General features: G+C 45.0%; 26 protein-coding genes and 1 other RNA gene. 12 read left to right on the top strand and 15 right to left on the bottom strand.

What is annotated here, in order from left to right:
* Positions 1 to 4: 4 nt before the first annotated feature.
* From rsmE to metK, 5 genes are all read right to left on the bottom strand, one after another.
* Positions 5 to 736 (bottom strand): 16S rRNA (uracil(1498)-N(3))-methyltransferase, encoded by a 732-nt coding sequence (rsmE, locus tag MSG36_RS06430; protein ID WP_017062238.1) that lies wholly within the window; start codon positions 734 to 736, stop codon positions 5 to 7.
* 153 nt (positions 737 to 889) lie between these two features.
* Complete coding sequence (locus MSG36_RS06425; protein ID WP_248366730.1) at positions 890 to 1,621, bottom strand: endonuclease; 732 nt, start codon at positions 1,619 to 1,621, stop codon at positions 890 to 892.
* Between the two features lie 152 nt (positions 1,622 to 1,773).
* The gene (locus MSG36_RS06420; RefSeq protein WP_248366728.1) at positions 1,774 to 2,274 is read right to left on the bottom strand and encodes a SprT family zinc-dependent metalloprotease; all 501 of its coding nucleotides are present in this window, start codon (positions 2,272 to 2,274) and stop codon (positions 1,774 to 1,776) included.
* An 80-nt stretch (positions 2,275 to 2,354) separates the two neighbouring features.
* Entirely contained in the window at positions 2,355 to 3,152 is a 798-nt protein-coding gene (locus tag MSG36_RS06415; RefSeq protein ID WP_017067802.1) for a DUF2189 domain-containing protein, read from the bottom strand.
* Positions 3,153 to 3,520: 368 nt separating this feature from the next.
* Positions 3,521 to 4,675: a methionine adenosyltransferase gene (metK, locus tag MSG36_RS06410; protein WP_248366726.1), complete on the bottom strand. Its 1,155-nt coding sequence runs from the start codon at positions 4,673 to 4,675 to the stop codon at positions 3,521 to 3,523.
* Positions 4,676 to 5,032: 357 nt separating this feature from the next.
* On the opposite strand from metK, the gene tkt reads away from it, so the two are divergent.
* The 5 genes from tkt (at position 5,033) to mscS (ending at position 12,096) form a co-directional block, all read left to right on the top strand.
* Positions 5,033 to 7,027 (top strand): transketolase, encoded by a 1,995-nt coding sequence (tkt, locus tag MSG36_RS06405; RefSeq protein ID WP_248366724.1) that lies wholly within the window; start codon positions 5,033 to 5,035, stop codon positions 7,025 to 7,027.
* Positions 7,028 to 7,240: 213 nt separating this feature from the next.
* Entirely contained in the window at positions 7,241 to 8,290 is a 1,050-nt protein-coding gene (gene epd, locus MSG36_RS06400; protein WP_061018816.1) for an erythrose-4-phosphate dehydrogenase, read from the top strand.
* A 166-nt stretch (positions 8,291 to 8,456) separates the two neighbouring features.
* Positions 8,457 to 9,620 carry a phosphoglycerate kinase gene (locus tag MSG36_RS06395; RefSeq protein ID WP_017059064.1) on the top strand — a complete coding sequence of 388 codons (1,164 nt, stop codon included), beginning with the start codon at positions 8,457 to 8,459 and terminating at the stop codon, positions 9,618 to 9,620.
* A 155-nt stretch (positions 9,621 to 9,775) separates the two neighbouring features.
* Positions 9,776 to 10,852, top strand: coding sequence for a class II fructose-bisphosphate aldolase (fbaA, locus tag MSG36_RS06390; protein ID WP_010435694.1), 1,077 nt, complete (start codon positions 9,776 to 9,778; stop codon positions 10,850 to 10,852).
* Between the two features lie 377 nt (positions 10,853 to 11,229).
* Positions 11,230 to 12,096, top strand: a complete 867-nt coding sequence (gene mscS / locus MSG36_RS06385) for a small-conductance mechanosensitive channel MscS (protein ID WP_050621008.1) — start codon at positions 11,230 to 11,232, stop codon at positions 12,094 to 12,096.
* A 96-nt stretch (positions 12,097 to 12,192) separates the two neighbouring features.
* Here the strand turns inward: mscS and MSG36_RS06380 are convergent, their stop codons facing one another.
* Positions 12,193 to 12,822 carry a LysE/ArgO family amino acid transporter gene (locus MSG36_RS06380; protein WP_059022005.1) on the bottom strand — a complete coding sequence of 210 codons (630 nt, stop codon included), beginning with the start codon at positions 12,820 to 12,822 and terminating at the stop codon, positions 12,193 to 12,195.
* A 142-nt stretch (positions 12,823 to 12,964) separates the two neighbouring features.
* Between MSG36_RS06380 and MSG36_RS06375 the strand changes: the two genes are divergently transcribed.
* Both MSG36_RS06375 and MSG36_RS06370 read left to right on the top strand, forming a co-directional pair.
* Positions 12,965 to 13,861, top strand: coding sequence for a LysR family transcriptional regulator ArgP (locus tag MSG36_RS06375; protein WP_050621007.1), 897 nt, complete (start codon positions 12,965 to 12,967; stop codon positions 13,859 to 13,861).
* Between the two features lie 111 nt (positions 13,862 to 13,972).
* Positions 13,973 to 14,686 (top strand): oxidative stress defense protein, encoded by a 714-nt coding sequence (locus tag MSG36_RS06370; RefSeq protein ID WP_057622276.1) that lies wholly within the window; start codon positions 13,973 to 13,975, stop codon positions 14,684 to 14,686.
* Between the two features lie 116 nt (positions 14,687 to 14,802).
* On the opposite strand, the gene serA is transcribed toward MSG36_RS06370, so the two are convergent.
* The 5 genes from serA to zapA form a co-directional block, all read right to left on the bottom strand.
* Positions 14,803 to 16,032 (bottom strand): phosphoglycerate dehydrogenase, encoded by a 1,230-nt coding sequence (gene serA, locus MSG36_RS06365; protein WP_017059058.1) that lies wholly within the window; start codon positions 16,030 to 16,032, stop codon positions 14,803 to 14,805.
* 261 nt (positions 16,033 to 16,293) lie between these two features.
* Positions 16,294 to 16,950 carry a ribose-5-phosphate isomerase RpiA gene (rpiA, locus tag MSG36_RS06360; protein ID WP_048605825.1) on the bottom strand — a complete coding sequence of 219 codons (657 nt, stop codon included), beginning with the start codon at positions 16,948 to 16,950 and terminating at the stop codon, positions 16,294 to 16,296.
* A 102-nt stretch (positions 16,951 to 17,052) separates the two neighbouring features.
* A complete protein-coding gene (locus MSG36_RS06355) occupies positions 17,053 to 17,652 on the bottom strand; it encodes a 5-formyltetrahydrofolate cyclo-ligase (protein WP_248366722.1) in 600 nt (199 codons plus the stop codon).
* Positions 17,653 to 17,658: 6 nt separating this feature from the next.
* Positions 17,659 to 17,842: non-coding RNA, 6S RNA (gene ssrS / locus MSG36_RS06350), on the bottom strand.
* An 11-nt stretch (positions 17,843 to 17,853) separates the two neighbouring features.
* Positions 17,854 to 18,162 (bottom strand): cell division protein ZapA, encoded by a 309-nt coding sequence (gene zapA, locus MSG36_RS06345; RefSeq protein ID WP_004735366.1) that lies wholly within the window; start codon positions 18,160 to 18,162, stop codon positions 17,854 to 17,856.
* 308 nt (positions 18,163 to 18,470) lie between these two features.
* On the opposite strand from zapA, the gene MSG36_RS06340 reads away from it, so the two are divergent.
* The 3 genes from MSG36_RS06340 to MSG36_RS06330 are packed head-to-tail and all read left to right on the top strand — an operon-like array spanning position 18,471 to position 21,484.
* Positions 18,471 to 19,046, top strand: a complete 576-nt coding sequence (locus tag MSG36_RS06340) for a YecA family protein (protein WP_248366720.1) — start codon at positions 18,471 to 18,473, stop codon at positions 19,044 to 19,046.
* Positions 19,047 to 19,070: 24 nt separating this feature from the next.
* Positions 19,071 to 20,249 (top strand): 2-octaprenyl-6-methoxyphenyl hydroxylase, encoded by a 1,179-nt coding sequence (gene ubiH / locus MSG36_RS06335; RefSeq protein WP_248366754.1) that lies wholly within the window; start codon positions 19,071 to 19,073, stop codon positions 20,247 to 20,249.
* An 11-nt stretch (positions 20,250 to 20,260) separates the two neighbouring features.
* The gene (locus tag MSG36_RS06330) at positions 20,261 to 21,484 is read left to right on the top strand and encodes an FAD-dependent 2-octaprenylphenol hydroxylase (RefSeq protein WP_248366718.1); all 1,224 of its coding nucleotides are present in this window, start codon (positions 20,261 to 20,263) and stop codon (positions 21,482 to 21,484) included.
* A gap of 111 nt (positions 21,485 to 21,595) precedes the next feature.
* On the opposite strand, the gene MSG36_RS06325 is transcribed toward MSG36_RS06330, so the two are convergent.
* The 3 genes from MSG36_RS06325 to ygfZ form a co-directional block, all read right to left on the bottom strand.
* A complete protein-coding gene (locus MSG36_RS06325; RefSeq protein WP_009847660.1) occupies positions 21,596 to 21,802 on the bottom strand; it encodes a DUF1107 domain-containing protein in 207 nt (68 codons plus the stop codon).
* Between the two features lie 562 nt (positions 21,803 to 22,364).
* Positions 22,365 to 22,826, bottom strand: coding sequence for a YbaK/EbsC family protein (locus tag MSG36_RS06320; RefSeq protein WP_248366752.1), 462 nt, complete (start codon positions 22,824 to 22,826; stop codon positions 22,365 to 22,367).
* 4 nt (positions 22,827 to 22,830) lie between these two features.
* On the bottom strand, positions 22,831 to 23,802 hold the full coding sequence (gene ygfZ / locus MSG36_RS06315; protein ID WP_050621002.1) for a tRNA-modifying protein YgfZ: 972 nt from the start codon (positions 23,800 to 23,802) through the stop codon (positions 22,831 to 22,833).
* 167 nt (positions 23,803 to 23,969) lie between these two features.
* On the opposite strand from ygfZ, the gene MSG36_RS06310 reads away from it, so the two are divergent.
* A complete protein-coding gene (locus MSG36_RS06310) occupies positions 23,970 to 24,230 on the top strand; it encodes a succinate dehydrogenase assembly factor 2 (RefSeq protein WP_004735374.1) in 261 nt (86 codons plus the stop codon).
* Entirely contained in the window at positions 24,178 to 24,597 is a 420-nt protein-coding gene (locus MSG36_RS23900; protein ID WP_348983439.1) for a protein YgfX, read from the top strand. Before MSG36_RS06310 ends, MSG36_RS23900 begins: the two co-directional genes overlap by 53 nt.
* A 101-nt stretch (positions 24,598 to 24,698) precedes the next feature.
* Here the strand turns inward: MSG36_RS23900 and nadB are convergent, their stop codons facing one another.
* Positions 24,699 to 26,315: an L-aspartate oxidase gene (gene nadB, locus MSG36_RS06300; protein ID WP_050620518.1), complete on the bottom strand. Its 1,617-nt coding sequence runs from the start codon at positions 26,313 to 26,315 to the stop codon at positions 24,699 to 24,701.
* Positions 26,316 to 26,370 lie beyond the last annotated feature (55 nt).

Raw genomic sequence — 26,370 nt, 5'->3', positions numbered from 1 at the left:
TCTCCTAGCCTAGATCGCCAAAACGAACTTGTAAGGCAGTAATTGCGGTTAGAGCTGCTGTCTCAGTACGAAGTACACGTGGGCCGAGTAGCGTCTCTTCAAATTTGTATTGTTCAGTCATACCGATTTCTTCAGCTGACAAGCCACCTTCAGGACCAATCAATAGGCGCACCTTGCTGATAGGTTCTGGAAGGGTGTTAATTGAGTACTTTGCACGAGGGTGTAGGTTTAGCTTTAGTGCTTCGCTTGGTTCGCTGCACCACTCTTCAAGCTGCATAATTGGACGAATGACTGGAACCGTATTGCGGCCACACTGTTCACACGCCGCAATAGCAATCTTTTGCCACTGTGCGAGTTTTTTCTCGAAGCGTTTTGTATCAAGCTTAACGCCACAGCGCTCTGAAATCAGAGGGGTAATGGTGTTCACACCAAGCTCTACCGATTTCTGAATCGTGAACTCCATTTTGTCACCACGTGAAATCACTTGGCCTAAATGTAAGTCTAACGGAGATTCGCTGCTGCGTTCGATGCGTTCAGAAACATTAACGGTGACATTTTTCTTTGATACTTCAGCTATCGTCGCAGGGAATTCAGCGCCACTGCCATCAAATAGAAGGACTTCTTGACCTTCTTTCATGCGAAGGACACGACCAACATGACCCGCGGCATCTTCGCCTAAAGCGAGTGAACCTAACTGATGAATGCGTTCTGGGTGATGGATACGAGGGATTCTCATGCTGGTAAACCTATAAATATGTTCATTTGGGTATTTTGTCTCTGCCTAACATGGATGCTTTTAGTTGAAAAAACAAGGGTAGAGCAAGAGTTTCAGGGGCAATTCTGAAACTCTTGTTTGAGATAGTTAGGAATGTTGATTGTACGAGCGACGTTATTGACAAGCAGGGTAAACAAATGGGTTGTGATTACCTTGGATGGCATAGATTCGCTCATCACGAGTACATTCCCACTTGTCGACAGGAAATTGCTTGTTCCACGCCATCATTAGGTTGGTTTGTTGCTTAGATAGCTTGAAACCATACTCTTGGCTCATGTAAAGGTAAGTACGCGCGATAGAGCCTTTTGCTCTGTCTGGCGGCATAACTTTACGCTGCTTAAAGTTGACCTGCATTTCACACTGACCATAGCTCACACCATCCATGCCATTCCACTGACTGAAATTGTAGTTGGAGCGATCACCGTTAACCTCGCCAATGGCTGGCGTTAGGTTGTGAAGATCGGCTTCCATGGACTTGAATATTTTGTCATTGCGAGTGCAGTTCTTGCGCCCGCCATCTTGCCAGCACTGACGCTGGTGGCCGAATTGCCAAGCTGGAACCACGTGTTCCCACTCAATTCGACTCGCCCGCTTTTGTTGTTTTCGGACTTGATAACCACAGCCGTCAAGGTCGGGAATCCCTTTCTTTTTGTCCTTCCATGTAATGTCACAGCCGCAATAAAATGAAGTTGGGTGGTCGAGATAAATCTTCACAGCTTCTCTTTTTGCTTTGGAGAATGAGCTCGGTGGTGCGGCGAAAGTGCTTTGGGTTACCAGTAGGCCAAATACTATTGATAAGTAAAAAGACACAGGTAGACCAAATGCTTTGAAGGTGAGTTTTTGCATAGAAAAAGACTGATAAAAGTATGATAAACATCAGTCTAGCACTCAAAGGATGAGTTTCTCCATTACATTTCTATCATCAACTTAATCGAGTGTAGCTTTCTGAAATAAAAAAGGATGGGGTTACCAAATCGAATAGGTGCGAGTCTAGGACTTTAGCTGAGCTGTGTGCCTGTGAAGGATAAGGTTTGATTGCACTGCTGGCAGCGATAGGTCGATTGATTTCGAAGTACTTTATTGTGTCGTCTGATTGATAATGGGTAAGTGGTGCACTCACATCTATACTCAAAGGTTTTCCCTTGAACTGAAGCTATTTCAAAGCTGTGGGTCGTTCTGGCTGGCACGTTGAATACTTTTTCCATCACGTATTTCCACTCGTTTCCGTGAGGCCTAACACGTCCAAATACCTGATACGTGATCAGGTGTGCGAGTTCATGCGGCACGACCTCGTTGATGAAGGCGTCTTCATTTTCAGAGAATAGTACGTGATTGAGCTTAATTTCGTTGAGCTGAAGGTAGGCCTTTCCCGCCGCTTTGCCTCTTAACTTGAAGGTAATAATTGGGTGTGGAAATTCACGAGAGAAATGTTGATTTGCGATAGCTAGGCACTCGGCCAATTTTTTATTTGCTCGATGCTGTTGCGGGGTGTAAGACAAACGTTGTTAACTCCAAATAAAAGGCCTCAGCGTTTAAGCTAAGGCCTCATCATAACATTGCTTGTTGATCTAGCGATGCTTTACACGTGATGTTTTTTCTTAATTATCTCGTGATAAGCGTGCCATGTACCATAACCAAGTAGCGGCATGGTGACGATCATTCCAATGCCGTAGGTGGCAAAACCCACCAGAATACCGGCACAAATAATACTTGCCCAAACCACCATTGCAGGAATGTTCGATTTCACGGCATTAAAGCTAGTGAAAATCGCACTCATCACATCAACGCGTCTCTCCATCATTAACGGAATTGAAAATGCTGAGATGCTAAATATGAGGCTTGCGATAACAAAACCAATCACAGAACCCGTAATTAAGAAGGGAGCGAACTCAGCCAATGGTGCACCTTGCACTGAAGGGTAGAGTGCGTGCAATAACGCAGCGATACGCATCCAGAATATCATCGCAACCATCAATACAATCGCAAAGGCCCATTGGTGGGTGGAGTTGCGAGTAATGGCTTTCATCGAGTGCAGTAGGCTGGCGTTGTGGCCTTTTTCTCTTTCCCAGGCTGCGTCATATAAGCCTAGAGCAAGAAACGGCCCTATCAGCATGTACACGATCAGGCTTGGCATTACGACCAAGTGTGTTCCTTGCCATTGGACAAGTTGAACAATCGCAATGGCCGCTCCCATAAAGCACAATCCGTAAAATGCGCTGATTAATGGCATTCTTACTAAGTCATGCAGAGCAAGCGACAACCAATGAAAGGGTGCGGAAATACTGATTTGGTTGCAAGGAATGGTGCGAGCGTAATCCTTATCGCTGACCTTGTGTTTTTTATCGTTCAGTTCGGATGGGTGCGCGGTACGAGGCATAGATCCCCCTAGTTAAATAACGTCCTAGTTATAATCCCATAAGGCTCATCGATGTGGCTTGTGTGAGAGTTATGGTGTTGAGCTAAATTGCTCTCTGTCATCCCAGTTATTGCTCTAGCGTGCATTTAACGAGCGTTATCAGACTGAATTAATTTAAGTTAAATGTGAGCTTGATCGCCTAGGAGTTACCTTAACTATTGTCAGTAGTGCTAGAAAACACAAATTATCAGCGGCTTTTTATACTAAGTGGTTAACGGTAAAGAAGGGCGTTGGAGAAGGGTATTGTGAGTGAAAGTTCGGTAAGTACATAAAAATAAAGCCCTTACTAAGAAGTAAGGGCTTTAAAGAAACAAATCGCAGTGGCTAAATTATTTTAGGCCAGCGAAGTCCGCAAGGATTGCTGCTTTGTCAGTCGCTTCCCAAGGGAACTCTTCACGACCGAAGTGACCGTATGCCGCTGTCTGCTTGTAGATAGGCTGAAGAAGGTTCAGCATCTCTTGAAGACCGTATGGACGTAGGTCGAAGTTTTGACGAACTGCTTCAATGATGATTTCGTGAGCTACTTTTTCAGTACCAAACGTTTCAACCATGATAGATGTTGGATCAGCAACACCGATAGCGTAAGACAGTTGAATCTCACAACGGTCGGCCATGCCAGCAGCAACGATGTTTTTAGCAACGTAACGAGCCGCGTAAGCTGCAGAACGGTCAACTTTTGATGGATCTTTACCAGAGAATGCACCGCCACCGTGACGAGCTGCGCCGCCGTAGGTATCAACGATGATCTTACGACCAGTTAGACCACAGTCACCCATTGGGCCACCGATTACGAAACGGCCTGTTGGGTTGATGAAGAAGTTAGTGTCTTTGTTGATCCACTCAGCAGGAAGTACTGGCTTGATGATCTCTTCCATTACTGCTTCACGTAGGTCAGGTGTTGTTACTGAATCGCAGTGTTGAGTCGAAAGAACAACAGCGTCGATACCAACGATCTTACCTTGGTCGTATTGGAACGTAACTTGAGATTTCGCATCTGGGCGAAGGAAGTCAAGCTTACCGCTCTTACGTACTTCAGCTTGCTTCTTAACAAGAAGGTGAGAGTAAGTAATTGGAGCTGGCATTAGGATAGATGTTTCGTTAGTCGCGTAACCAAACATGATGCCTTGGTCGCCTGCGCCTTGCTCTTTAGGGTCTTCTTTATCAACACCTTGGTTGATGTCCGGAGACTGCTTACCAATGGTGTTTAGAACAGCACAAGAGTCAGCGTCAAAGCCCATATCAGAATGAACGTAACCAATTTCACGTACTGTTTCACGAGTGATTTCTTCGATATCAACCCATGCAGACGTTGTTACTTCACCGCCAACCATAACCATGCCGGTTTTAACGTAAGTCTCACAAGCAACACGTGCTTTTGGATCTTGTTCCAAGATGGCATCAAGAACAGCATCAGAGATTTGGTCTGCAATTTTATCTGGATGGCCTTCTGAAACAGATTCAGAAGTGAATAGGTGCTTAGCCATGAGAGCTCCACTTTTAGTTTTTGGTGTAAATAGTTTATGGCGTCGCAAGCTAGGAAGCGCCGCCATTAAATACAGTATATTTTGTAGGTGTTTCTACATCTAGACGGCTATTCTAAATTCCAGCGGTCGAATTACAAGCTCTTTTTTATGATATGTCATAACTAAACGTTTGCGTCTTGATCAGGGTAAGCCATTGCTAAGTGATGTAAATGTTCGAAAATTGCGAAAAATGACCGTTAAAATGCCTGTAAAACGTTTGCAGTAGCAATAGTCGTTTGAGAGAATACCCGCGCTAATAAAAATGAAAACTTTAGCAATTATCTCTTTTTTAAATCGCTTATGTACTCAGGAGCAGACATGCCTTCTCGTAAAGATCTAGCCAATGCAATCCGCGCACTTAGCATGGACGGTGTTCAACAAGCAAATTCAGGCCACCCAGGCGCACCTATGGGTATGGCTGACATCGCTGAAGTTCTTTGGCGTGGCCACTTGAACCACAACCCAGCAAACCCAGAGTGGGCTGACCGCGACCGTTTTATCCTGTCTAACGGCCACGGCTCAATGTTGATTTACTCTCTGCTTCACCTTGCAGGTTACGAGCTTTCAATTGAAGACCTGAAAAACTTCCGTCAACTGCACTCTAAGACTCCAGGTCACCCAGAGTACGGTTACGCTCCTGGTATCGAGACAACGACTGGTCCTCTAGGTCAAGGCATCACTAACGCTGTTGGTATGGCAATGGCTGAGAAAGCACTGGCTGCGCAGTTCAACAAAGAAGGCCACGACATCGTAGACCACTACACTTATGCATTCATGGGTGATGGCTGTCTGATGGAAGGTATCTCTCACGAAGCATGTTCTCTAGCAGGTACGCTTGGTCTTGGTAAGCTGGTTGCTTTCTGGGATGACAACGGTATCTCTATCGATGGTGAAGTTGAAGGTTGGTTCTCTGACGATACACCTAAGCGTTTTGAAGCTTACGGCTGGCATGTAATCCCAGCAGTAGATGGTCACGACTCTGATGCTATCAACGCTGCTATTGAAGCGGCTAAAGCAGATCCTCGCCCAACACTTATCTGTACTAAAACTATTATCGGTTTTGGTTCGCCAAACAAAGCGGGTACGCACGACTGTCACGGTGCTCCACTAGGTGCTGATGAAATCACAGCAACTAAAGCTGCGTTGGGTTGGGAACACGGTCCTTTCGAAATTCCAGCGGATATCGCAGCTGAGTGGAATGCAAAAGAAGCAGGCGCAGCGAAAGAAGCAGCGTGGAATGCTAAATTTGACGCATACGCAGCGGCTTACCCAGAGCTAGCAGCAGAATTCAAACGTCGTACTAACGGCGAGCTTCCAGCTGAGTGGGAAGAGAAAGCAAGCGCAATCATTGCTGATCTTCAAGCTAACCCAGCAAATATCGCATCACGTAAAGCATCTCAAAACGCACTAGAAGCGTTTGGTCAAATGCTTCCAGAATTCATGGGTGGTTCTGCTGACCTTGCGCCTTCTAACCTAACTATGTGGTCTGGTTCTAAGTCTCTTGAAGCAACTGACTTCTCTGGTAACTACATCCACTACGGTGTACGTGAATTCGGTATGACGGCTATCATGAACGGTATCGCTCTGCACGGTGGTTTCGTACCATACGGTGCAACGTTCCTAATGTTCATGGAATACGCTCGTAACGCAATGCGTATGGCTGCTCTGATGAAAGTTCAGAACATCCAAGTTTACACGCACGACTCTATCGGCCTAGGCGAAGATGGTCCTACTCACCAACCGGTTGAGCAGATCGCTTCTCTACGTCTAACGCCAAACATGAGCACATGGCGTCCATGTGACCAAGTTGAATCAGCCGTGGCTTGGAAACTGGCTATTGAGCGTAAAGATGGTCCTTCATCTTTAATCTTCTCTCGTCAAAACCTTGCACAACAAGATCGTAACGCTGAGCAAGTAGCTAACATCGCTAAGGGTGGTTACATCCTGAAAGATTGTGCTGGTAAGCCAGAACTAATCATCATTGCAACGGGTTCTGAAGTTGAGCTTGCAGTTGAAGCTGCTGCACAACTAACCGCTGAAGGTAAAGCAGTACGCGTAGTATCTATGCCTGCAACTGACGCGTTCGACAAGCAAGATGCTGAATACCGTGAGTCTGTACTTCCATCTGACGTAACTGCTCGTATCGCAGTAGAAGCTGGCATCGCTGACTTCTGGTACAAGTACGTTGGTTTTGGTGGCAAGATCATTGGTATGACAACGTTCGGTGAATCTGCACCAGCAGGCGAACTATTCAAGATGTTCGGTTTCACTACTGAAAACGTAGTAAACACCGCGAAAGAGCTTCTTGCTTAATCATTGATTGCTAGCCTAGTGCTAACAATGAAATGAATAAAAAAACCGAGCACTGAGCTCGGTTTTTTGTATCTGGGATTTGTTTCTTCTAGGCTTATCTCTACAAGCAACAGATTAACCTGTCCTAACTAAACGGGGTTATTCAAGTAATGCCTTTTGGGTAGGATTCAGTTATCATCTGTTGCACGAAATTTTGGTTAGATGTACGGAACTATGCTAAAAGTCGCGATAAACGGATTTGGAAGAATAGGGCGTAATGTATTGCGCGCTGTTTATGAAAGTGGCAAAAGCCAACAAATCAAAGTAGTAGCGGTCAATGAGCTTGCTCAGCCTGACGCTATGGCTCACCTATTACAGTACGACACCAGTCACGGCCGCTTCGGCAAGAAGATCTCCAACGACCAAGAGCACATCTATGTTCATCATGGTATTGGTGCTGAAGACAAGGGAGAGTTTGATACCATTCGTATCTTACACTTGGCTGATATTGAGCTGTTGCCTTGGCGTGACCTTGAGGTGGACATTGTCCTCGATTGCACGGGTGTTTATGGTTGCCGAGATGACGGTCTAGCGCACATCGCTGCTGGAGCTAAAAAGGTGCTGTTTTCACACCCAGGTGCTAATGACCTTGATAACACCATTATCTATGGTGTGAATCACGAGACCATCGAAGCCGACCATCGAATCGTTTCCAATGGTTCATGCACCACCAACTGTATTGTCCCTATCATTAAGGTTCTTGATGACGCCTTTGGCATCGAGTCCGGTACTATTACGACCATTCACTCTTCAATGAATGATCAACAAGTTATCGATGCGTACCACAGCGATTTGCGCCGTACTCGAGCAGCAAGTCAATCTATCATTCCTGTCGATACCAAGTTGCATAAAGGTATTGAAAGAATCTTCCCGAAATTTTCCAACAAATTTGAAGCGATATCTGTGCGCGTGCCGACGGTAAACGTCACTGCGATGGATTTAAGTGTCACAATTAATGCAAATGTGAAAGTTAATGACGTAAATCAAACCATTGTTAATGCATCCCAGTGTACATTACACAATATAGTTGACTATACTGAAGCGCCGCTCGTTTCCATCGACTTTAATCACGATCCCCATAGCGCAATCGTTGATGGTTCACAAACTCGAGTGAGCAACGGCCACTTAGTGAAAATGCTAGTGTGGTGTGACAATGAATGGGGCTTTGCGAACCGAATGCTGGATACGGTTCTTGCAATGCAAGCTTCTGAAGGCAAGAGGTAAGACCTAGAAGCAAATGTGCGGATTATTTATTTTTTAGCTTGAAATAAATACTAAGAGTCCACATATTATTAGTAGTGAAAGAATTACCAGTTGAATAATTTATAGGCTTAGCAGGGTTGCTGAGTTTCCAAAACTTTATATTTATTTAAATTTGAGAGGACAAATCATGTCTGTGATCAAGATGACTGACCTGGAACTTGCAGGTAAACGCGTATTTATCCGTGCTGACCTAAACGTACCAGTAAAAGACGGTAAAGTAACTTCAGATGCACGTATCCTTGCATCTCTACCAACTATCAAACTTTGCCTAGAAGCTGGCGCAAAGGTAATGGTTACTTCTCACCTTGGTCGTCCTACTGAAGGCGAATACAACGAAGAGTTCTCTCTAGCTCCTGTAGTTAACTACCTAAACGACGCACTAGACTGCGAAGTTAAACTAGCTAAAGATTACGTAAACGGCCTAGAGCTAAACGCTGGTGAACTTGTTGTTCTTGAAAACGTTCGCTTTAACAAAGGCGAGAAGAAGAACGAAGAAGCACTTTCTAAGCAATACGCTGCACTATGTGACATCTTCGTAATGGATGCATTCGGTACAGCTCACCGTGCTCAAGCTTCTACACACGGCGTTGGTACTTACGCTCCTGTAGCATGTGCTGGCCCTCTTCTAGCTGCTGAGCTTGAAGCGCTTGGTAAAGCAATGGACAACCCAGCTCGCCCACTAGTGGCTATCGTTGGTGGTTCTAAGGTTTCTACTAAACTAACCGTTCTAGAATCTCTTTCTAAAATTGCTGACCAGCTTGTTGTTGGTGGTGGTATCGCGAACACATTCATCGCTGCTGAAGGTCACAACGTAGGTAAGTCTCTATACGAAGCTGACCTAGTTGAAACGGCTCAAAAGCTAATGAAAGAGTGTGCTATCCCAGTAGCAACTGACGTTGCATGTGCTAAAGCATTCGACGAAAACGCAGAAGCTGAAATCAAGCACGTTTCTGAAGTTCAAGACGACGATATGATCTTCGACCTTGGTCCAGATTCAACTGCGGCACTAGCTGAAATCATCGGCAACGCGAAAACTATCCTTTGGAACGGCCCTGTAGGCGTATTCGAATTTAAGAACTTCGAAGCGGGTACAGCGGGTATCTCTAAAGCAATCGCTGAGTCTGCAGGTTTCTCTGTAGCAGGTGGTGGTGACACGCTAGCAGCTATCGACAAGTTCGGTATCAAAGCTGACGTTTCTTACATCTCTACTGGCGGTGGCGCTTTCCTTGAATTCGTTGAAGGTAAAGTACTTCCTGCAGTAGCAATGCTTGAAGAGCGTGCTAAAGCATAATTGATTTAGAAAGGCGAGATGTGAATCTCGCCTTTTAACGTTTGCTGCATATCACACTTTTTTGCTAGAATGGCATAAGTTGTGAGCAAACGATTGCAAGTTTTTAAACTTAAGTTTTTTAATCTTAAAACGATAGAATAAATAGGACTATTTCCATGTCTAAGATCTTCGATTTTGTAAAACCTGGTGTGATTTCTGGCGATGACGTACAGAAAGTATTTGAAGTAGCAAAAGAAAACAAATTTGCTCTTCCTGCTGTAAACGTTGTTGGTACTGACTCTGTAAACGCAGTACTAGAAGCAGCTGCTAAAGTTAAAGCTCCAGTAGTTGTTCAGTTCTCTAACGGCGGCGCTGCATTCTTCGCAGGTAAAGGCGTTAAACTTGAAGGTCAAGGCGCACAAGTTCTTGGCGCTGTAGCTGGTGCAAAATACGTACACGCTGTAGCTGAAGCTTACGGTGTTCCAGTTATCCTGCACACTGACCACGCTGCTAAGAAACTTCTTCCATGGATCGACGGTCTACTAGACGCTGGTGAAGAGTTCTTCGCACAAACTGGTAAGCCTCTATTCTCTTCTCACATGCTAGACCTTTCTGAAGAGTCTCTAGAAGAGAACATCGAAACATGTGCTAAGTACCTAGAGCGCATGGCTAAAATGAACATGACAATCGAGATCGAACTTGGTTGTACTGGTGGTGAAGAAGACGGCGTTGATAACTCTGATATGGACGCATCTGAGCTTTACACTTCTCCAGAAGACGTAGCATACGCTTACGAGAAACTAATGGCTGTTAGCCCACGTTTCACTATCGCTGCATCTTTCGGTAACGTACACGGTGTTTACCAAGCTGGTAACGTTGTACTTACTCCAACTATCCTACGTGATTCTCAAGCATACTGTGCAGAGAAGTTCGGTATCGCACCTAACGCTCTAAACTTCGTATTCCACGGTGGTTCTGGTTCTTCTGAAGCAGAAATCCAAGAGTCTATCGGCTACGGTGTTATCAAAATGAACATCGATACTGATACACAGTGGGCAACTTGGGACGGTATCCGTCAGTACTCTGCTGACAACTTCGATTTCCTACAAGGTCAAATCGGCAACCCAACTGGCGAAGCTGCTCCAAACAAGAAGTACTACGATCCACGCGTATGGCTACGTGCTGGTCAAGCTTCAATGGTTGCTCGTCTAGAGAAAGCATTTGCTGACCTTAACGCTGTAGACGTACTATAATTCTTTGAATTAAGTACTCTTTAAGTTTTAAAAACCCGCTCATTGAGCGGGTTTTTTTATATCTGATAAAAACTTGTATTAAATATGTGAAAAACCTAGCGTGCGGTGAATAAATTTCGTAGTCTTTTAGTTATCGGTATTTGTGTTTATCGGTAAGTTTTAATAATTCAAAAGCTTACATAAATATGACTTTGCAATCTGTCAAAGATAGGATATCGTGCCGAAAAACTGAACTTGGTTCAGTTTATAAAAAGGACTTGGCTTTAATTTACTTTTAACACAATGACTTAACGGTAATTAAACTGTTTATTATATTGCAGAGTAAATTAGGCTTAAGGCAGTTTAGCCCATAGCATATTATATAGAGGATGCACATTATGGCTGATAGTTCGACAGCGATTGAGACTCCACTTGTGGATGGTTTGTCTCAAGCAGAGCAGTGGTTAACAAATAATTCAGATTTATTTATCCAATATGGCGTAAATATCATTTCAGCACTGATAATTCTATTTATTGGTAACCTTATTGTTAAAGCCGTAGCGAATAGCGTGTCTAAGGTTCTTCAGAAGAAGAAAATGGACCGAGCTGTTGTGGAATTTATTCACGGCTTAGTTCGCTACCTATTGTTTGTTATTGTTTTAATTGCTGCACTTGGTCGTTTAGGTGTTCAAACGGCATCTGTAGTTGCTGTTATTGGTGCGGCTGGTTTAGCCGTTGGTCTTGCACTACAAGGCTCACTATCTAACTTTGCTGCTGGTGTACTTATCGTTGCATTCCGTCCATTCAAGTCTGGTGACTATGTGGAAATTGGTGGCGTAGCAGGTTCAGTGGATTCAATTCAGATCTTCCAAACGGTTCTAACAACGCCAGATAACAAAATGGTAGTGGTACCAAACGGTAGCGTTATTGGTAGCCCAATTACTAACTACTCTCGTCATGACACACGTCGTATCGACCTAATGATCGGTGTTTCTTACGGCGCTGATCTGCAAAAGACCAAAGAACTTCTGACTAAGATCTGTGAATCTGACGAGCGCGTGTTGAAAGAACCAGGCGTTCAAGTTGGTGTTCACACGCTAGCGGACTCTTCAGTAAACTTTGTTGTTCGCCCATGGGTTAACACAGCAGAGTACTGGGATGTGTATTTTGACCTTATGCAAGCAATCAAAGAAGGCTTGGATAACGAAGGTATCGAAATTCCATTCCCGCAAATGGATGTACACATGAATAAAGTAGAAGCTTAATTTTTAGTTAGTTTTTATAGCTATAAGCTTTTATAAGGAAAGGCGGATAACTTAGGTTATCCGCCTTTTTTGTTGGTTTCATGAAGCTAAATAGATTTACCAGTATTGTTCAATCAGTCCATTGGTAAGCACTGCTGCAATGGCGAACATCATGGTCGCGACTGCGATATCAATGCCTTTCTTAACATTCGGTTTAGATAGCGTTGGGCCTAGCTTTGCCGCGCCCAATGACAAGGAATAAAACCAGACAAATGAAGCTAATATAGTCCCCATAGCAAACGCAATTCTGTCGTTGCCTTCAAATTGCCCACCAATAGATCCAAGAATTACCACGGTATCCAAATAGAGGTGTGGGTTTAATACTGTTACTGCCAATGCCCCTAAAATAACGGTGCGCTTGCCACGCGCCAATATCTCACCTTTCGATTCATCACTGGTGCGCACTTTGAATGCACTGCGTAGTGATAGCAAACCATACACAGTCAGAAAAGCGATGCCACCTAATGTTACGGAGGTCAGTAGTAATTCATTTTGCGACAAGATCGCTCCGCCGCCAAAAATACCTAATGAGATAAACAGAGTATCGAGCAGGCTACAAATCGTTGCTGTCGTTAAATGATGATTGCGTTTTATCCCTTGATTTAGGACGTACGCATTCTGAGCGCCAATAGGGATAATCATACTTGCCCCTAGACCAAAACCTTGTAATAAAACCCAAAAACTCATTTTAACCTCCACTTATTTAACGATATTTACGTGCTATATGGCGAAGATACTCCGACCCTTCAAATAAGTATAATTAATGATTTTAATCCATTATTAGAGTTGCTAATGTGGTGGGGAGTTAGCTTAAAAAGGAAGCAAATTGATGCGCGGATTGGATTATAAATGGATAGAAGCACTGGATGCGGTAGTAAAACAACGTAGCTTCGAAAGGGCTGCTGAACAGTTATATATCTCCCAGTCGGCGGTATCTCAGCGCATCAAACAGCTGGAAAAGTGGTTGGCTCAGCCTGCCTTAGTGAGAGAAAGCCCGCCTAGGCCAACGCCTGCGGGTAAAAAATTACTGGGCTTATATCGTCGTGTTCGTTTGTTAGAGCACGAACTTGTGCCTGAGTTGATGAATGAAGAGGGAACTCAGCCACTATCGATATCCATAGCCACTAACGCTGATAGTTTGGCGACATGGCTGCTACCGGCTTTGTCGGATGTGATGAAATCTCGCCAAGTCGAGTTGAACCTCGCGATTCATGGTGAGTCGAGAACCATTGAAAAGATAAAAAGTGGCGAGGTGGCCGGTGCAATCAGTTTGGAGTCTCAAGCGATTCCTGGCTGCAGTGCTGACTATCTCGGTAGGATGGATTATGTGTGCGTGGCTAGCCCTGGCTTTCATCAGCGTTATTTCTCAGAGGGCGTAAACTACGCCACCTTAAGCAAAGCGCCTGCGGTTTCCTATGATCAATACGATGATCTGCATAAGAAGTTTCTGCATGATCATTTTAACGTCCCGAGAGACAGTGTGATCAATCATACGGTCGGCAGTTCAGAAGCATTCGTGCGCTTAGCGTTGTCGGGTGTCGCCTATTGCTTGATTCCTCGATTACAGATTATCGATGAGCTCGAGTCTGGTGCTCTGATTGATATCACACCTGGATTTCTGCTCTCTTATCGCATCTATTGGCACCATTGGCAGCTTGAGAGCGGGGTATTAAAAGAGGTGTCTCAAGCGATATTAAGTTTTGCTCACAATCACTTACCTCAGTAAACTGTTGGTTTTTTCAGCGTCAAAATTCTGTTAGAAGTGTGTGCTCTGGATTGGCTAAACGATAAATTGCTCTATGATGAAAGTACATTTGTTTAGCATAGGTCATACCTAATGAAGCTTGTACCAAAGATGTTAGCAACGTCTCTTACTCTTACTGCGGCGTTGAGTGCTGTGAGTTTTCCATCATTGGCAGACTCTCCATCCTTTCCTCATATTTCAACGACAGGCTATGGTGAAGTGATCGCGACACCTGATATGGCGACATTCTCTGTGAGAGTCGTGGAATCTACGATGACTGCTGAACAGGCTAAAAATACCGTTGATAAAGTCGTGACAGGCTTTCTAAATAAGTTGCATCAAGCTGGTGTTGATGAGGCGAGTGTTCATAGCTCAAACCTGTATCTATCTCCTCAATATCACTACCCGAAAGATGGCAAACCGGAACTGGTTGGCTACCGCGCTTCACGTAATGTGACCGTTCAAGTGACTGAGCTAGCCAATCTTAATGAGTACATGGATATTGCTATTGGAGAAGGCATTAATCAGATCGACAACATTCAGCTTCAAGTTCGAGATCAAGCCAAGTATCAAGAGCAAGCGCGCTTAGAAGCCATCAAGGATGCGCGATCGAAAGCTAAATCATTAGCGAGTGGGTTTGAGCGTGAGTTGGGTGATGTTTGGCGTGTTGATTACAACGCACAATCTTCTCAGCCTGTGTTAATGCGTTCAATGGCGATGGATGCGAGAACAGAGTCGAACTCTTATGAAGACTCAACGATCACCATTCGCGATCGTGTTAATGTGATCTACCAGATCGAAGAATAAGATAGCGCTATAGAGGCTTTTGGATCATGGTGTTCTAATTACCTACGATAGGCCAAATACTAAAAAGGCTCTCATAATGAGAGCCTTTTTGTTTTTACTAATATCGAGTTCGATGATTAGTGAAGTAGACGAGCACGGATTGTGCCTTCGATCTCTTTCAGTTTAAGCAGTGCTTCTTCTGAACGATCCGCTTCTACATCGATAACTACATAACCCATATCAGCCGCAGTCTGTAGGTACTGACCCGCGATGTTAATGCCTTCTTCAGCGAAGATGGTGTTGATCTGAGTTAGGATACCTGGGCGGTTTTCGTGAATGTGCAGCAAACGAGACGTGCCCGTGTGTAGCGGTAGAGATACCTCTGGGAAGTTAACACTTGATAGCGTAGAACCGTTATCAGAGTATTTCGCTAGCTTGCCAGCCACTTCAACACCGATATTCTCTTGTGCTTCCTGAGTTGAACCTCCTACGTGAGGTGTAAGAATCACGTTGTCGAACTGCATCAATGGCGACTCAAACGGGTCTGCATTGGTTTTTGGTTCTGTTGGGAAAACGTCGATCGCTGCACCTGCAAGGTGACCAGACTCCAGAGCGCCACACAGAGCAGGAATATCGACTACCGTGCCACGAGCTGCGTTGATAAAGATAGAACCTGGCTTCATGCGCTCGAACTCTTCTTTACCCATCATGTCTTTTGTTTCGTTGGTTTCAGGTACATGCAAAGAGATTACGTCACACTTGTTCAGTAATTCCGTCATGGTATGAACTTGCGTTGCGTTACCTAAAGACAGTTTGTTTTCAATGTCGTAGAAGTAAACACGCATGCCAAGGTTTTCAGCAATAATACCCAGTTGAGTACCGATGTGACCGTAGCCAATAATACCTAAACGTTTACCACGAGCTTCGTAAGAGTTGTCGGCACTCTTTTTCCAGATGCCACGGTGTGCAAGAGCGTTCTTTTCTGGAATGCCACGTAGTAGCAAGAGAACCTGACCAAGAACGAGCTCAGCAACGCTTCGAGTGTTTGAGAACGGTGCGTTGAACACAGGGATACCGCGTTTTGCTGCTGCTTGAAGGTTGACTTGGTTAGTACCAATACAGAAACAACCAACGGCAACCAGCTTTTCAGCTGCATCAATAACTTCTTGGGAGATGTTAGTGCGAGAACGAATACCAATGAAGTGAGCATCTTTAACTGCTTCAAGAAGTTCATCTTCCGGTAGCGAGCCTTTGTGGTACTCAATGTTTGTGTAACCAGCGGCTTGCAGTACTTCTACAGAAGAAGGGTGAAGACCTTCTAGAAGTAGAATTTTTATTTTTTCTTTTTCCAGTGAAACTTTGGCCATTGTTCTCGTCCTTAAAATGGAAAGGTTGGGCAAATGCGGCGCACGTGCTACAAAATGGCTGAAAGGGGAACAAATTCACCACTTTGTTAGGAGACAAACGTTTTCCCTGTGCGTCTTCTGAACAATAAAGTAACAAAAAAAAAATGTTTTGGGTAAGAAAATTACGGAATAAGACATAATTTTACAGCAATAAAGCAAAAAAAACGGCGCCCTAGGGCACCGTATGTAATGAAGTAACAGAAAAACTCAATCTTCTATTATTTATTCTTCGATTTTTGCACCTTCAGGCGTGCCGGTGATAACCACATCGGCACCACGGTGAGCGAACAGACCAACCGTCACAACACCAGCGATACCATTGATGATATCTTCTAGTTGTTTCGGGTTTTCGATCGCCATGCCGTACACATCTAGGATCACGTTGCCGTTATCGGTTGTGCAGCCTTCGCGGTAAACTGGGTCACCACCAAGCTTAACCAGCTCACGTGCCACGTATGAACGTGCCATTGGGATTACCTCAACAGGCAGTGGGAATTTACCCAGCACATCAACTGCTTTAGTGCCGTCAACAATACACACAAACTTGTCAGAGATAGCTGCTACGATTTTTTCACGAGTCAAAGCAGCGCCGCCGCCTTTGATCATATCGCGTGAAGCGTTAATCTCGTCTGCGCCATCAACATAGATGTCTAGTTTGAATACGTCGTTGCACTCAAATACTTTGATTTCTAGTGCTTCTAGTTTTTCAGTAGAGGCTACAGAGCTTGAAACCGCACCTTTGATTTTGTCTTTCATTGTGCCAAGTGCGTCGATGAAGTGATTTACTGTAGAGCCAGTACCTACACCTACAATGCTGCCTTCTTCAACATATTGAAGTGCTGCCCAGCCCGCTGCTTTTTTCATTTCATCTTGAGTCATGCCATTCTCCTGAATAAGGTCTTGCGCTTTGAATTAATCGTTCGCGTATTGAAGTTAACGTTTATATATCGAGGTTAACGTTTGCGGCGCGATTATAGCGCTTTAATGGTTGTTTTCCCATTGCCAAGTTTTACTCGGAGTCACGATTTTAGGTAACGGAATGTCCCACTCTTCAATCGGTAGGGTATCAACATGTTGGCAATCATGAGCCAAACCAATAGGAGTTGCACCTTCGCCCGTCTCGAACCACTTCGCCAAGGTACGATCGTAATACCCGCCGCCCATACCTAAACGATGGCCATGAGAGTCAAAGCCGACAAGGGGCGTAAGAATAAGGTCGAGTTGCTGACAAGGTTTAACCAGCATTTGATTGAGCTGAGGTTCGACAATGCCGTACTTATTCAAGACCGTCGGTGTGGTTGGCGAGTAGTGCAGAAACAGCAGGTGTCCGGCAGAGAAGGGGTGCAATACTGGTAAATAAGTTTGCTTACCTTGCGCCCATAACCATTCGATTAAAGGCTGGGTATCGAGTTCGCCATCGATAGAGATATAGAGGGCAATATGCTGAGCAGACTGAATCTCATCAAGCTGCATGCACTGCTTAACTAAGTCTATACTGGATTGAGTTTGTTGGTCGCCAGATAAGGCATTGCGCTTGATACGGATCTGTTTGCGAAATTCGCTGCGTGTGAGCGTCTTCATAAGAAGGGATACCCCAAAGTGCCGTTGAGAATAGATGGCCCTTGAACCAGCGAGTTCAAGGCGGATCAGCAATGATTACCGTAGGCTTCTCGGTCGGGCCGAGCATGCTCAATAGCACTCAAGTACTAACCCTTAGGGATTGCTTATCGGCTCGGGGACGTGAATCCTCTGACAAACACTCCAGGGTAAATTTTGTGTACGCTATTGCTGTCCGTGCTTAACTTTACTGAGGACATCTGAAAGTGATGTCGTGAGCTGTTCCATTCGCTCGGTCAGTGCGTTTTGTTCATCATTTGCTTCAAACTTCTTGGTTTGTAATTCGTAGCAAATATTCAGAGCTGCGATAGTCAGCAGCTTCACTTCATTGGTTACCTTAGTACGTTCAGCCATCTCTTTCAATCGATTATCAAGATCGGCCGCCGCTGCAATCAATGACTCTTCTTGCCCTGGTGGACAATTCACTCGAGTCAGTTTTCCTAATATTTCAACGTCTACCGCTTGATTACTCATGATGGATGAACTCTTTAACGCGCTATTTTAAGGCTGTTGCCCTTCGCCATTTTTTGAGAAAGAAAAAGTGCAAGTACCGATGAGGAAGCAATCTCCTCTGAGGGAGAAACTATAGGTAAACCGCTATTAAGATTCAAGCTTTTCAGAGTGACTGTTTGTAAATGAGAGCTTGAGCACACAGTAATTCAGCAAATTGAACAATTGGTAGTCAGTCATCCTTCAATTGCTGGGGATCGATGCTTACCAGAATTGGGGTGAAGTGGTACGATTATACTATCGATATAAAGAATAACTGAGCGAGCTATCTGATGAGCGAAACTACTTTACCTGACTACCTAACGGTTGCGACTGAACTTCAATCGGCAAGTCTAGCCGTAACCCCTGCTGAGATGCACGGCTTATTAACGGGTATGTTAAGCGGAGGCTTAAGCCTTGCAGATAAAAGCTGGCAACCACTGATCTTCGATTACACCAATGAAGGCATGGGTTGGCCAGATCGCGCATTAACGCTAGCGGAAGCGACACTGAAAGTAACGACCAGTGAAATCACAGGTTCAGGCATGGAATTGTCTATGTTGCTGCCTGATAAAGACGCAAGCGCAAGCCTGTTTGACTTGGCTGATGGTGTGTCTGATTGGATTAACCATTTCATTTCTGGTCTAGGCTTGGTTGGCGCTCAATTGAACAAAGCGTCTGACAGTGCAAAAGAAGCATTAGCTGACCTTGAAGAGATGGCAAAGCTTGGCATTGACGAAGAAGATGATATGGAAGAGCAAGCGCAGCTTCTAGAACACGTTATTGAGCACGTAAAAGCGTGTGCACTAACGATTCATGCTGAATTTGGTGCTCGCCCATCTGAAGATGCGGCGCCTACCATTCATTAATTCGTTGGCCGGTTTGAGGTTATGATGGCTCAGTATGATGTTGTAATTGCTGGTGGCGCAATGGCAGGGGCAACCTTAGCCCTTGCTTTGAATCACCTAAGCCAAGGTTCACTGTCGATTGCGGTAGTGGAGCCTTATCAGGTTGATCATCAAGCTCACCCTGGGTTTGATTCTCGTTCGATTGCTTTGTCCTATGGCACGGTGCAGATCCTGGATTCTTTGCGCTTATGGCAATCTATAGCTCCGGTCGCGACCCCGATTAAAGATATCCATGTTTCGGATCGCGGGCATGCCGGAATGACAGACATCTACAGTGAAGAGCTTGCTGTCGATGCGCTTGGCTACGTGGTCGAGTTAGCAGATGTGGGTCGAATCTATCAGCAGAAACTTGAATCAGAAGCGGCAATTACCATGCTTTGTCCTGAGTCTGTTAGTAAAGTTGAACGTGAAGAAGCGTTGACGACGATTGAACTGACAAGTGGGCAAACAGTAACCACTAAGTTATTGGTTGCTGCTGACGGTGCAATCTCAACCTGTTGCCAACAGCTCAATATCTCATTGAGTGAGCACGACTTTGAGCAAGTCGCTGTGATTGCCAATATCGTGGCGAGTGAACCTCACCAAGGTCGCGCATTTGAGCGTTTTACCCATCATGGGCCAGTTGCTCTATTACCAATGAGTGACAACCGTTTATCTCTGGTTTGGTGTTTAACACCAGAGCAAGCACAAAAAGTGATGACGCTAAACGACAATGAATTTCTTGAGCAGCTGCAGAGTGACTTTGGCTGGCGACTTGGCCGATTAGAGAAAGTCGGCAAGCGTGCGAGCTACCCTCTCATTCTTCGTCACCGACAACAAAATATCTCTCATCGATTTGCCATTGTTGGTAATGCCGCTCAAACACTTCACCCAATTGCGGGGCAAGGCTTTAACCTAGGTATTCGAGATGTGGCTTCCTTGGCAGAAGAGTTGTGTACTCAACTAGATGATGTGGGTCGTTACAATGGTCTTGTTAACTTTAGAAAGCGTAGAGAACAAGACAGAGAAGCCACGATCACATTGACTTCAAGCCTAGTTCACCTGTTCTCAAATGATTATATGACCGCTCGCATTGGGCGTAATCTTGGGTTAGCCGTAATAGATAACCTTCCACCACTTAAAGGTCCACTTTTGCGTCATACGCTTGGCCTAGTAGAAAGATAAGGTAATAAATAATGATGCAAAGTGTTGATATCGCGATTGTTGGTGGTGGCATGGTTGGCCTAGCGCTCGCTGCTGCCCTAAAAGACAGTGACTTAAGAATTGCTGTCATTGAAGGCAGAGCTCCCAGCGAAGGGCTGAGTGAGTTGCCTGATGTACGTGTATCCGCGTTGAGTCGTTCTAGTGAAGTGATTCTTCGTAACCTAGGTGCATGGCAAGGTATCGAACAAAGACGCGCTGCACCGTATCAAGCGATGGAAGTGTGGGAGCAAGACAGCTTTGCTCGTATTGAGTTTGACTCGACACGCTTGGCTCAGCCTAACCTTGGCCATATCGTTGAAAACCGTGTGATTCAATTAGCGCTGCTTGATCAGGTTAAGAAGCAAGACAACGTCAGCCTGTATATGCCCGCAACGTGTAAAACGATGGCGATTGGTGAAAGCGAAGCATGGTTAACGCTAGATAATGGTCAAGCATTGACAGCTAAGTTAGTTGTTGGAGCAGACGGCGCAAATTCTTGGGTTCGTAAGCAGCAAGATATCCCACTAACACATTGGGATTACGGACACAGTGCGATTGTCGCGAACATCAAAACCACAGAGCCGCACCACAGCGTTGCTCGTCAAATATTCACACCTCAGGGCCCATTAGCATTCCTACCAATGCAACCAAGCAACATGAGCTCGATTGTTTGGTCTACGGAACCAAACCGTGCCGAGAAATTGGTATCCATGTCGGATGCTGATTTTAATAAGCAGCTAACGGCAGAGTTCGACTCAAAGCTTGGATTATGCGAAGTGGTTGGTGACCGTTTTGCCTTCCCACTGCGCATGCGTTATGCACGTGACTTTGCGGTTGAGCGTGTGGCTTTGGTTGGTGATGCTGCTCATACCATTCACCCATTAGCAGGGCAGGGCGTGAACCTTGGTCTATTAGACGCAGCAAGCTTAGCGCAAGAGCTGTTAAAGCTATGGTCTGCGGGTGAGGATATTGGCATCAAGCGTAACCTTCGCGGCTACGAGCGCTGGAGAAAAGCAGAGGCGGCGAAAATGATTGCTTCAATGCAGGGCTTTAAAGATCTGTTTGAAGGCGATAACCCAGCTAAGAAGCTGATTCGTGGCATTGGTATGAAGCTAGCAGGCCAATTACCGGGTGCGAAAGATGAGATCATGAAGCGCGCACTGGGTTTGTCAGGCAATCTTCCTGACTTAGCTAAGCGTCCAGTGACTCATCGATAGTGACATAGTGCTCTGGTGATTTATCAAATCATCATTGATACGATAAGTGATACGAAAAAAGGGTTGGCATAATGCCAACCCTTTTTGTTTTTAATTCTGTAGATAATCAGGTCATGCGTACGCGCAGCGCAGTTTCATGATTTCACTATTTATTTCTTTCACTGTTTGAAAGTGACGCTTTTCTGCTCGGTCTGGTAGCACTAGCTTACCGTTATCAAACTCAAATTTTCCTACGCCGTAAATGTAGATTCGTCCTTTGAAAAGTCGACTTACATGTTTAGCAATCATACTCGGTGTATAGCGCTTAAACAGTCTCATTCTTAATTATCCTTATATTTACCTAGCCTGCATATTATAGAAAAACTCCGAGATAATAATTGTGATAAGCATGGAGTTATATGCAGTAGAGTTGACGTTAATTAGATATTTGTGCTGTTCTAAGCACTTTCTTCAGTAAATATCTATTTTTACGTGAGCTCCTCCCCAAAATAATACTGAGTAGTGAACTGCCGTGAACTTTCCTGTTCGGTATTAAGCAGTGATAATGTTACAAGTATAAGAATAGGCGGGATTTTTTTGTTTGTGTAATCAAATTGTAAATTTCGGACAAAAAAAAGCCCGTCTAAAACGGGCGAATAGTCACAGATGCATTACACAAAAGTGGATACTGATGTTACTCAGTGGATTCACTTGCACTGATTTGCTTAATAGCTAGTCAGTAAATTTACAATAACGCAAATTTAACTTTGTGACTACTTATGCTTTTATTTTGAGTAACTATTTATTAATGGTGTGTTCTTCTTATGACGAGGTTCACACTAAAAATGTACTCAATGAAATATTCAAATGAAGTTTGCGAAGCATGAACTGATCGAAACGATCATCGACTGATGTCCGCGACAGTCGGTGCACATAACGTCATAAGATCATTGAGATCCAACGCAACGCCAGCCATTCGATCGCCGGAGCTAATGGTCACGGTCGAGTTGTTCTGAATGGAAGGATCAAAAATGATCGGCATGTGTCTCTTGAGAGCAAGCGGGCCAACGCAACCCACTTTAAAGCCAGTGATCGCTTCAACATCAGCGAGCGACACGCAGGTCATTCGACGGCAATTCAGTACCGAGCGTACTTTCTTGGGGTCGACAGAGCGATCGCCAGCAGTACAGGCTAACGCATACTGATTACCCATATCCTTGAGCAGGATGCACTTCACCATTTGAGAGGCGTCAATGCCTCGCTCTTGTGCGGTTTCTTCAATGCTGGTGGTTGGCTTGCTTTGCATCAGCAGGCGATAGTTCACCTGCTGTTGATCCAGCCATTGTGTAATCAGCGTTTCCACGTGGTTACTCGTCGTCAAGGCTGTACGGTAGTGGCAGGATATTCCATGTTTGATCAGGCTGCGCGGTCAGTCGAAGCTGAACATCGTCATCAAGGTTGTTTGGCAGTACCATCAAACCCATCGCTTGGTTATCCGCAAATTGATAGACATTTAATAGTCGGCCTGCGCCACGCCAGTTCTCACCCACGCTACGCTCTAGTTCAATTGGGTTCTCTAGAGACAATACTTCTGCTGTCGTTCCTGAAACAATACGCATCTCACGTTTGTTCATGCCACGGTACTTGGCACGAGCTACCGTTTCTTGACCTGTGTAGCAGCCTTTTGAAAAGCTGATTCCGCCAATCGCTTGCAGGTTAAGCGCTTGAGGAATGTGCTCGTTTTGCTCGGCTTTCGATAGGTTAGGCTGAGCATCTAGAATTTCATGATATTGCCAAAGTGCTTCTGATACTTTTTCTGCTGAACTACTTGAGACTAAAGTTGCAGCAACTTCTTCCGTAATAAGCAACGCCCAGCGATTGTCAGAGACTTTAACCGCTGTGCCACCAGAGATAGCACGCACGTTACCTTGGCTTTCTGAAATTGAATCAATGTATTGATCCGCAGACGCGCCCATCACACCGATAACAACATCTGTCGTTTGCTCGATATCAACCTTAGAGAACACGGCGTATTTTTTGATTTCGACCAGCTCTACTTCAATCGCAGATTTAGGCTGCATGAGTGCGTAACCACCATTGTGGTGGAACAGGCGGAAGATGCTCCATACCTTTCCTTTTGCATCACAGTGCGCGCCTAACGTGGATTCATCATTAGGAAGAGTGACGACATCGCACGTTACTTGACCCTGTAGGTATGACTTTTTGTCATCGCCTATCATGGTGATTGCGCTCCAGTCTGACACGTGTGTCATCATCAGTTCTGGAAGCGATTCATTTTGCGTATGAGCGAGTGGCTGAAATGTGTTTTTCCAATCCATTTTATCTTTCCTAAGAATTTTATTTGGCTCTATGTTAATCCGGTTCCGTTTCTTTGTCAGCCTAGGTTTTTTTGTGAGCTTAGATAGGGACTGTGACTCACATAGTAGTTGCAGGGCGTATGACTTGTTACACTCCGAGAAAGAAAAATTATAGGTGAGGATAGCCAATGTACACTGCAGAGCAGAAAGCACGAATTAAATGGGGTTGCCGTCGCGGCATGTTAGAACTTGATGTAGTCATCATGCCATTTTTCGAAGAGTGTTTTGATTCATTGCAAGAGCAGGAACAGCGCGAGTTTGTTTCTCTATTAGAGTGTGATGACCCAGATTTGTTTACTTGGGTAATGGGACACGGACGCAGTGAAAACCTAGGCCATGCATCAATGGTTGATAAAATTGTCGCACACAACCTCAGCAAGGTTCGTTAAGCTTCAGCTTAACCCTTCGTATTCCGCATTATTTGCAAAAGGCACTATTTTTGGGTGCCTTTTGTTTTTCATCGCCCTGTCTTCTATTCCACTTACCGCCAGCCTTTATTGCTTAGCTTTAATGATCCGTTTGTTCAGAAGCAACCATGTGATTCTAAATAGTGCCTATGGGCGTTTTGATTACAGAGAGGATGGTGATATTCGACTCAATGACCGAACTTACCGACTCAAGTCCGTTGATAGAACCTGGGCGCAGTTCTTCGTTAAATTGCAGTTTGAATGCGGGTATTCGGTACTGCTTTGGCGAGACAGCTGTTGCGAGCGCGAATATCGTCATTTTCTGGCGAACTTACAACGAGCACGCTAGATAAAAGAAAGCGTTAGACAAAAGAAAAGGGAGCACTCGGCTCCCTTTCGTTTAATCATTTTTCGCTGACGGCTAATTCGCTAAGCACGTTTAACCAATTATTATGCTTGGCGTTTCTCTGGCGTCAGAATCGTTGGGCCACTGTCTTCAGCAAGTTCAGGGTAATCCAACGTGTAGTGAAGGCCGCGGCTCTCTTTACGTTGCATTGCACAACGAACCATTAGCTCTGCCACTTGTAGCAAGTTACGCAGTTCTAATAAGTTATTCGAAACCTTGAAGTAGCTGTAGTACTCATGAGTTTCTTGTTGCAGCATCTGAATACGACGCAATGCACGCTCTAGTCGTTTATCCGTTCGAACAATGCCCATGTAATCCCACATGAACAGGCGCAGTTCGTGCCAGTTGTGTTGAATGATAACTTCTTCATCACTGTTGGTGACTTGGCTTTCATCCCATGCTGGCAGTTCAGCGCACAGTTGAGATTGGTCGATGTTCTCAACGATATCTTTTGCTGCTGCCCATGCGTAAACCACACACTCAAGCAGTGAGTTAGAAGCCATACGGTTTGCACCGTGTAAGCCGGTGTAGCTCACTTCGCCAATCGCATACAAGTTCGTTAGGTCGGTTTGACCTTGCTTATTCACCATGACACCACCACAAGTGTAGTGAGCAGCTGGCACGATAGGGATCGGCTCTTTGGTCATATCGATGCCCAAGTCCATCAAGCGTGTATGGATCATCGGGAAGTGCGTTGTGATGAATTCTTCAGGCTTGTGGCTGATATCAACATACATGCAGTCGGCACCCAAGCGCTTCATTTCGAAGTCAATTGCACGAGCAACCACATCACGTGGCGCCAGTTCACCGCGCTCATCGAAGTCCTTCATAAAGCGAGAGCCATCTGGACGACGCAAGTAGGCACCTTCACCACGCAGTGCTTCCGTTAACAGGAAGTTACGCGCTTCTGGGTGGAATAAACAAGTTGGGTGGAACTGGTTGAACTCAAGGTTTGCCACACGACAACCCGCACGCCAAGCGATAGCAATACCATCACCTGAAGAGACATCTGGGTTAGAGGTGTACTGGTAAACCTTTGAAGCGCCGCCTGTTGCTAGTACAACAAATTTAGCGCGCACGGTTTCAACGTGTTCTTGGTTACGGTTCCAAATATAGGCACCGATCACCTTGTCTTTTGAACCACCAATCTTATCTTCAGTAATCAAATCCAGCGCATTGTGGCGCTCGAAGATCTCGATATTTGGGTGGTTGTTGACGTTATCTTGTAGTGAGGTTTGCATCGCCATGCCAGTTGCATCGGCCGCGTGCAGAATTCTGCGGTGACTGTGGCCACCCTCACGAGTGAGGTGATATTTTGGTTGGCCTTCTGTGCTGTTCTCATCTTTATCAAATGGAACACCACCATCAATCAGCCATTGCACACACTCTTTCGCATTTTCAGCAATGAATTGAACTGTATCTTCTTCGCATAACCCAGCCCCAGCTATTTGAGTATCCTCCACATGAGACTCAATACTGTCCGACTCATCGAACACCGCGGCGATACCACCTTGTGCGTAATACGTCGATCCTTCGCTGCGTGGTCCTTTGCTTAATACAATTACTTTTGCATGTTCTGCTACGCGTAAGGCTAATGACAAGCCTGCCGCACCACTTCCTACCACTAATACATCACACTGATGTTCACGGTTTGCGTTCATAAAACTTATTAAATCCCGGGCTATAGTCGAGTTGTCCACTCTCAATTGACTTTGT

The sequence above is a fragment of the Vibrio sp. 1CM8B genome (assembly GCF_023161685.1).
GTDB classification, from domain to species: domain Bacteria; phylum Pseudomonadota; class Gammaproteobacteria; order Enterobacterales; family Vibrionaceae; genus Vibrio; species Vibrio coralliirubri.
This window is presented reverse-complemented; position numbering and strand designations above follow the sequence as displayed.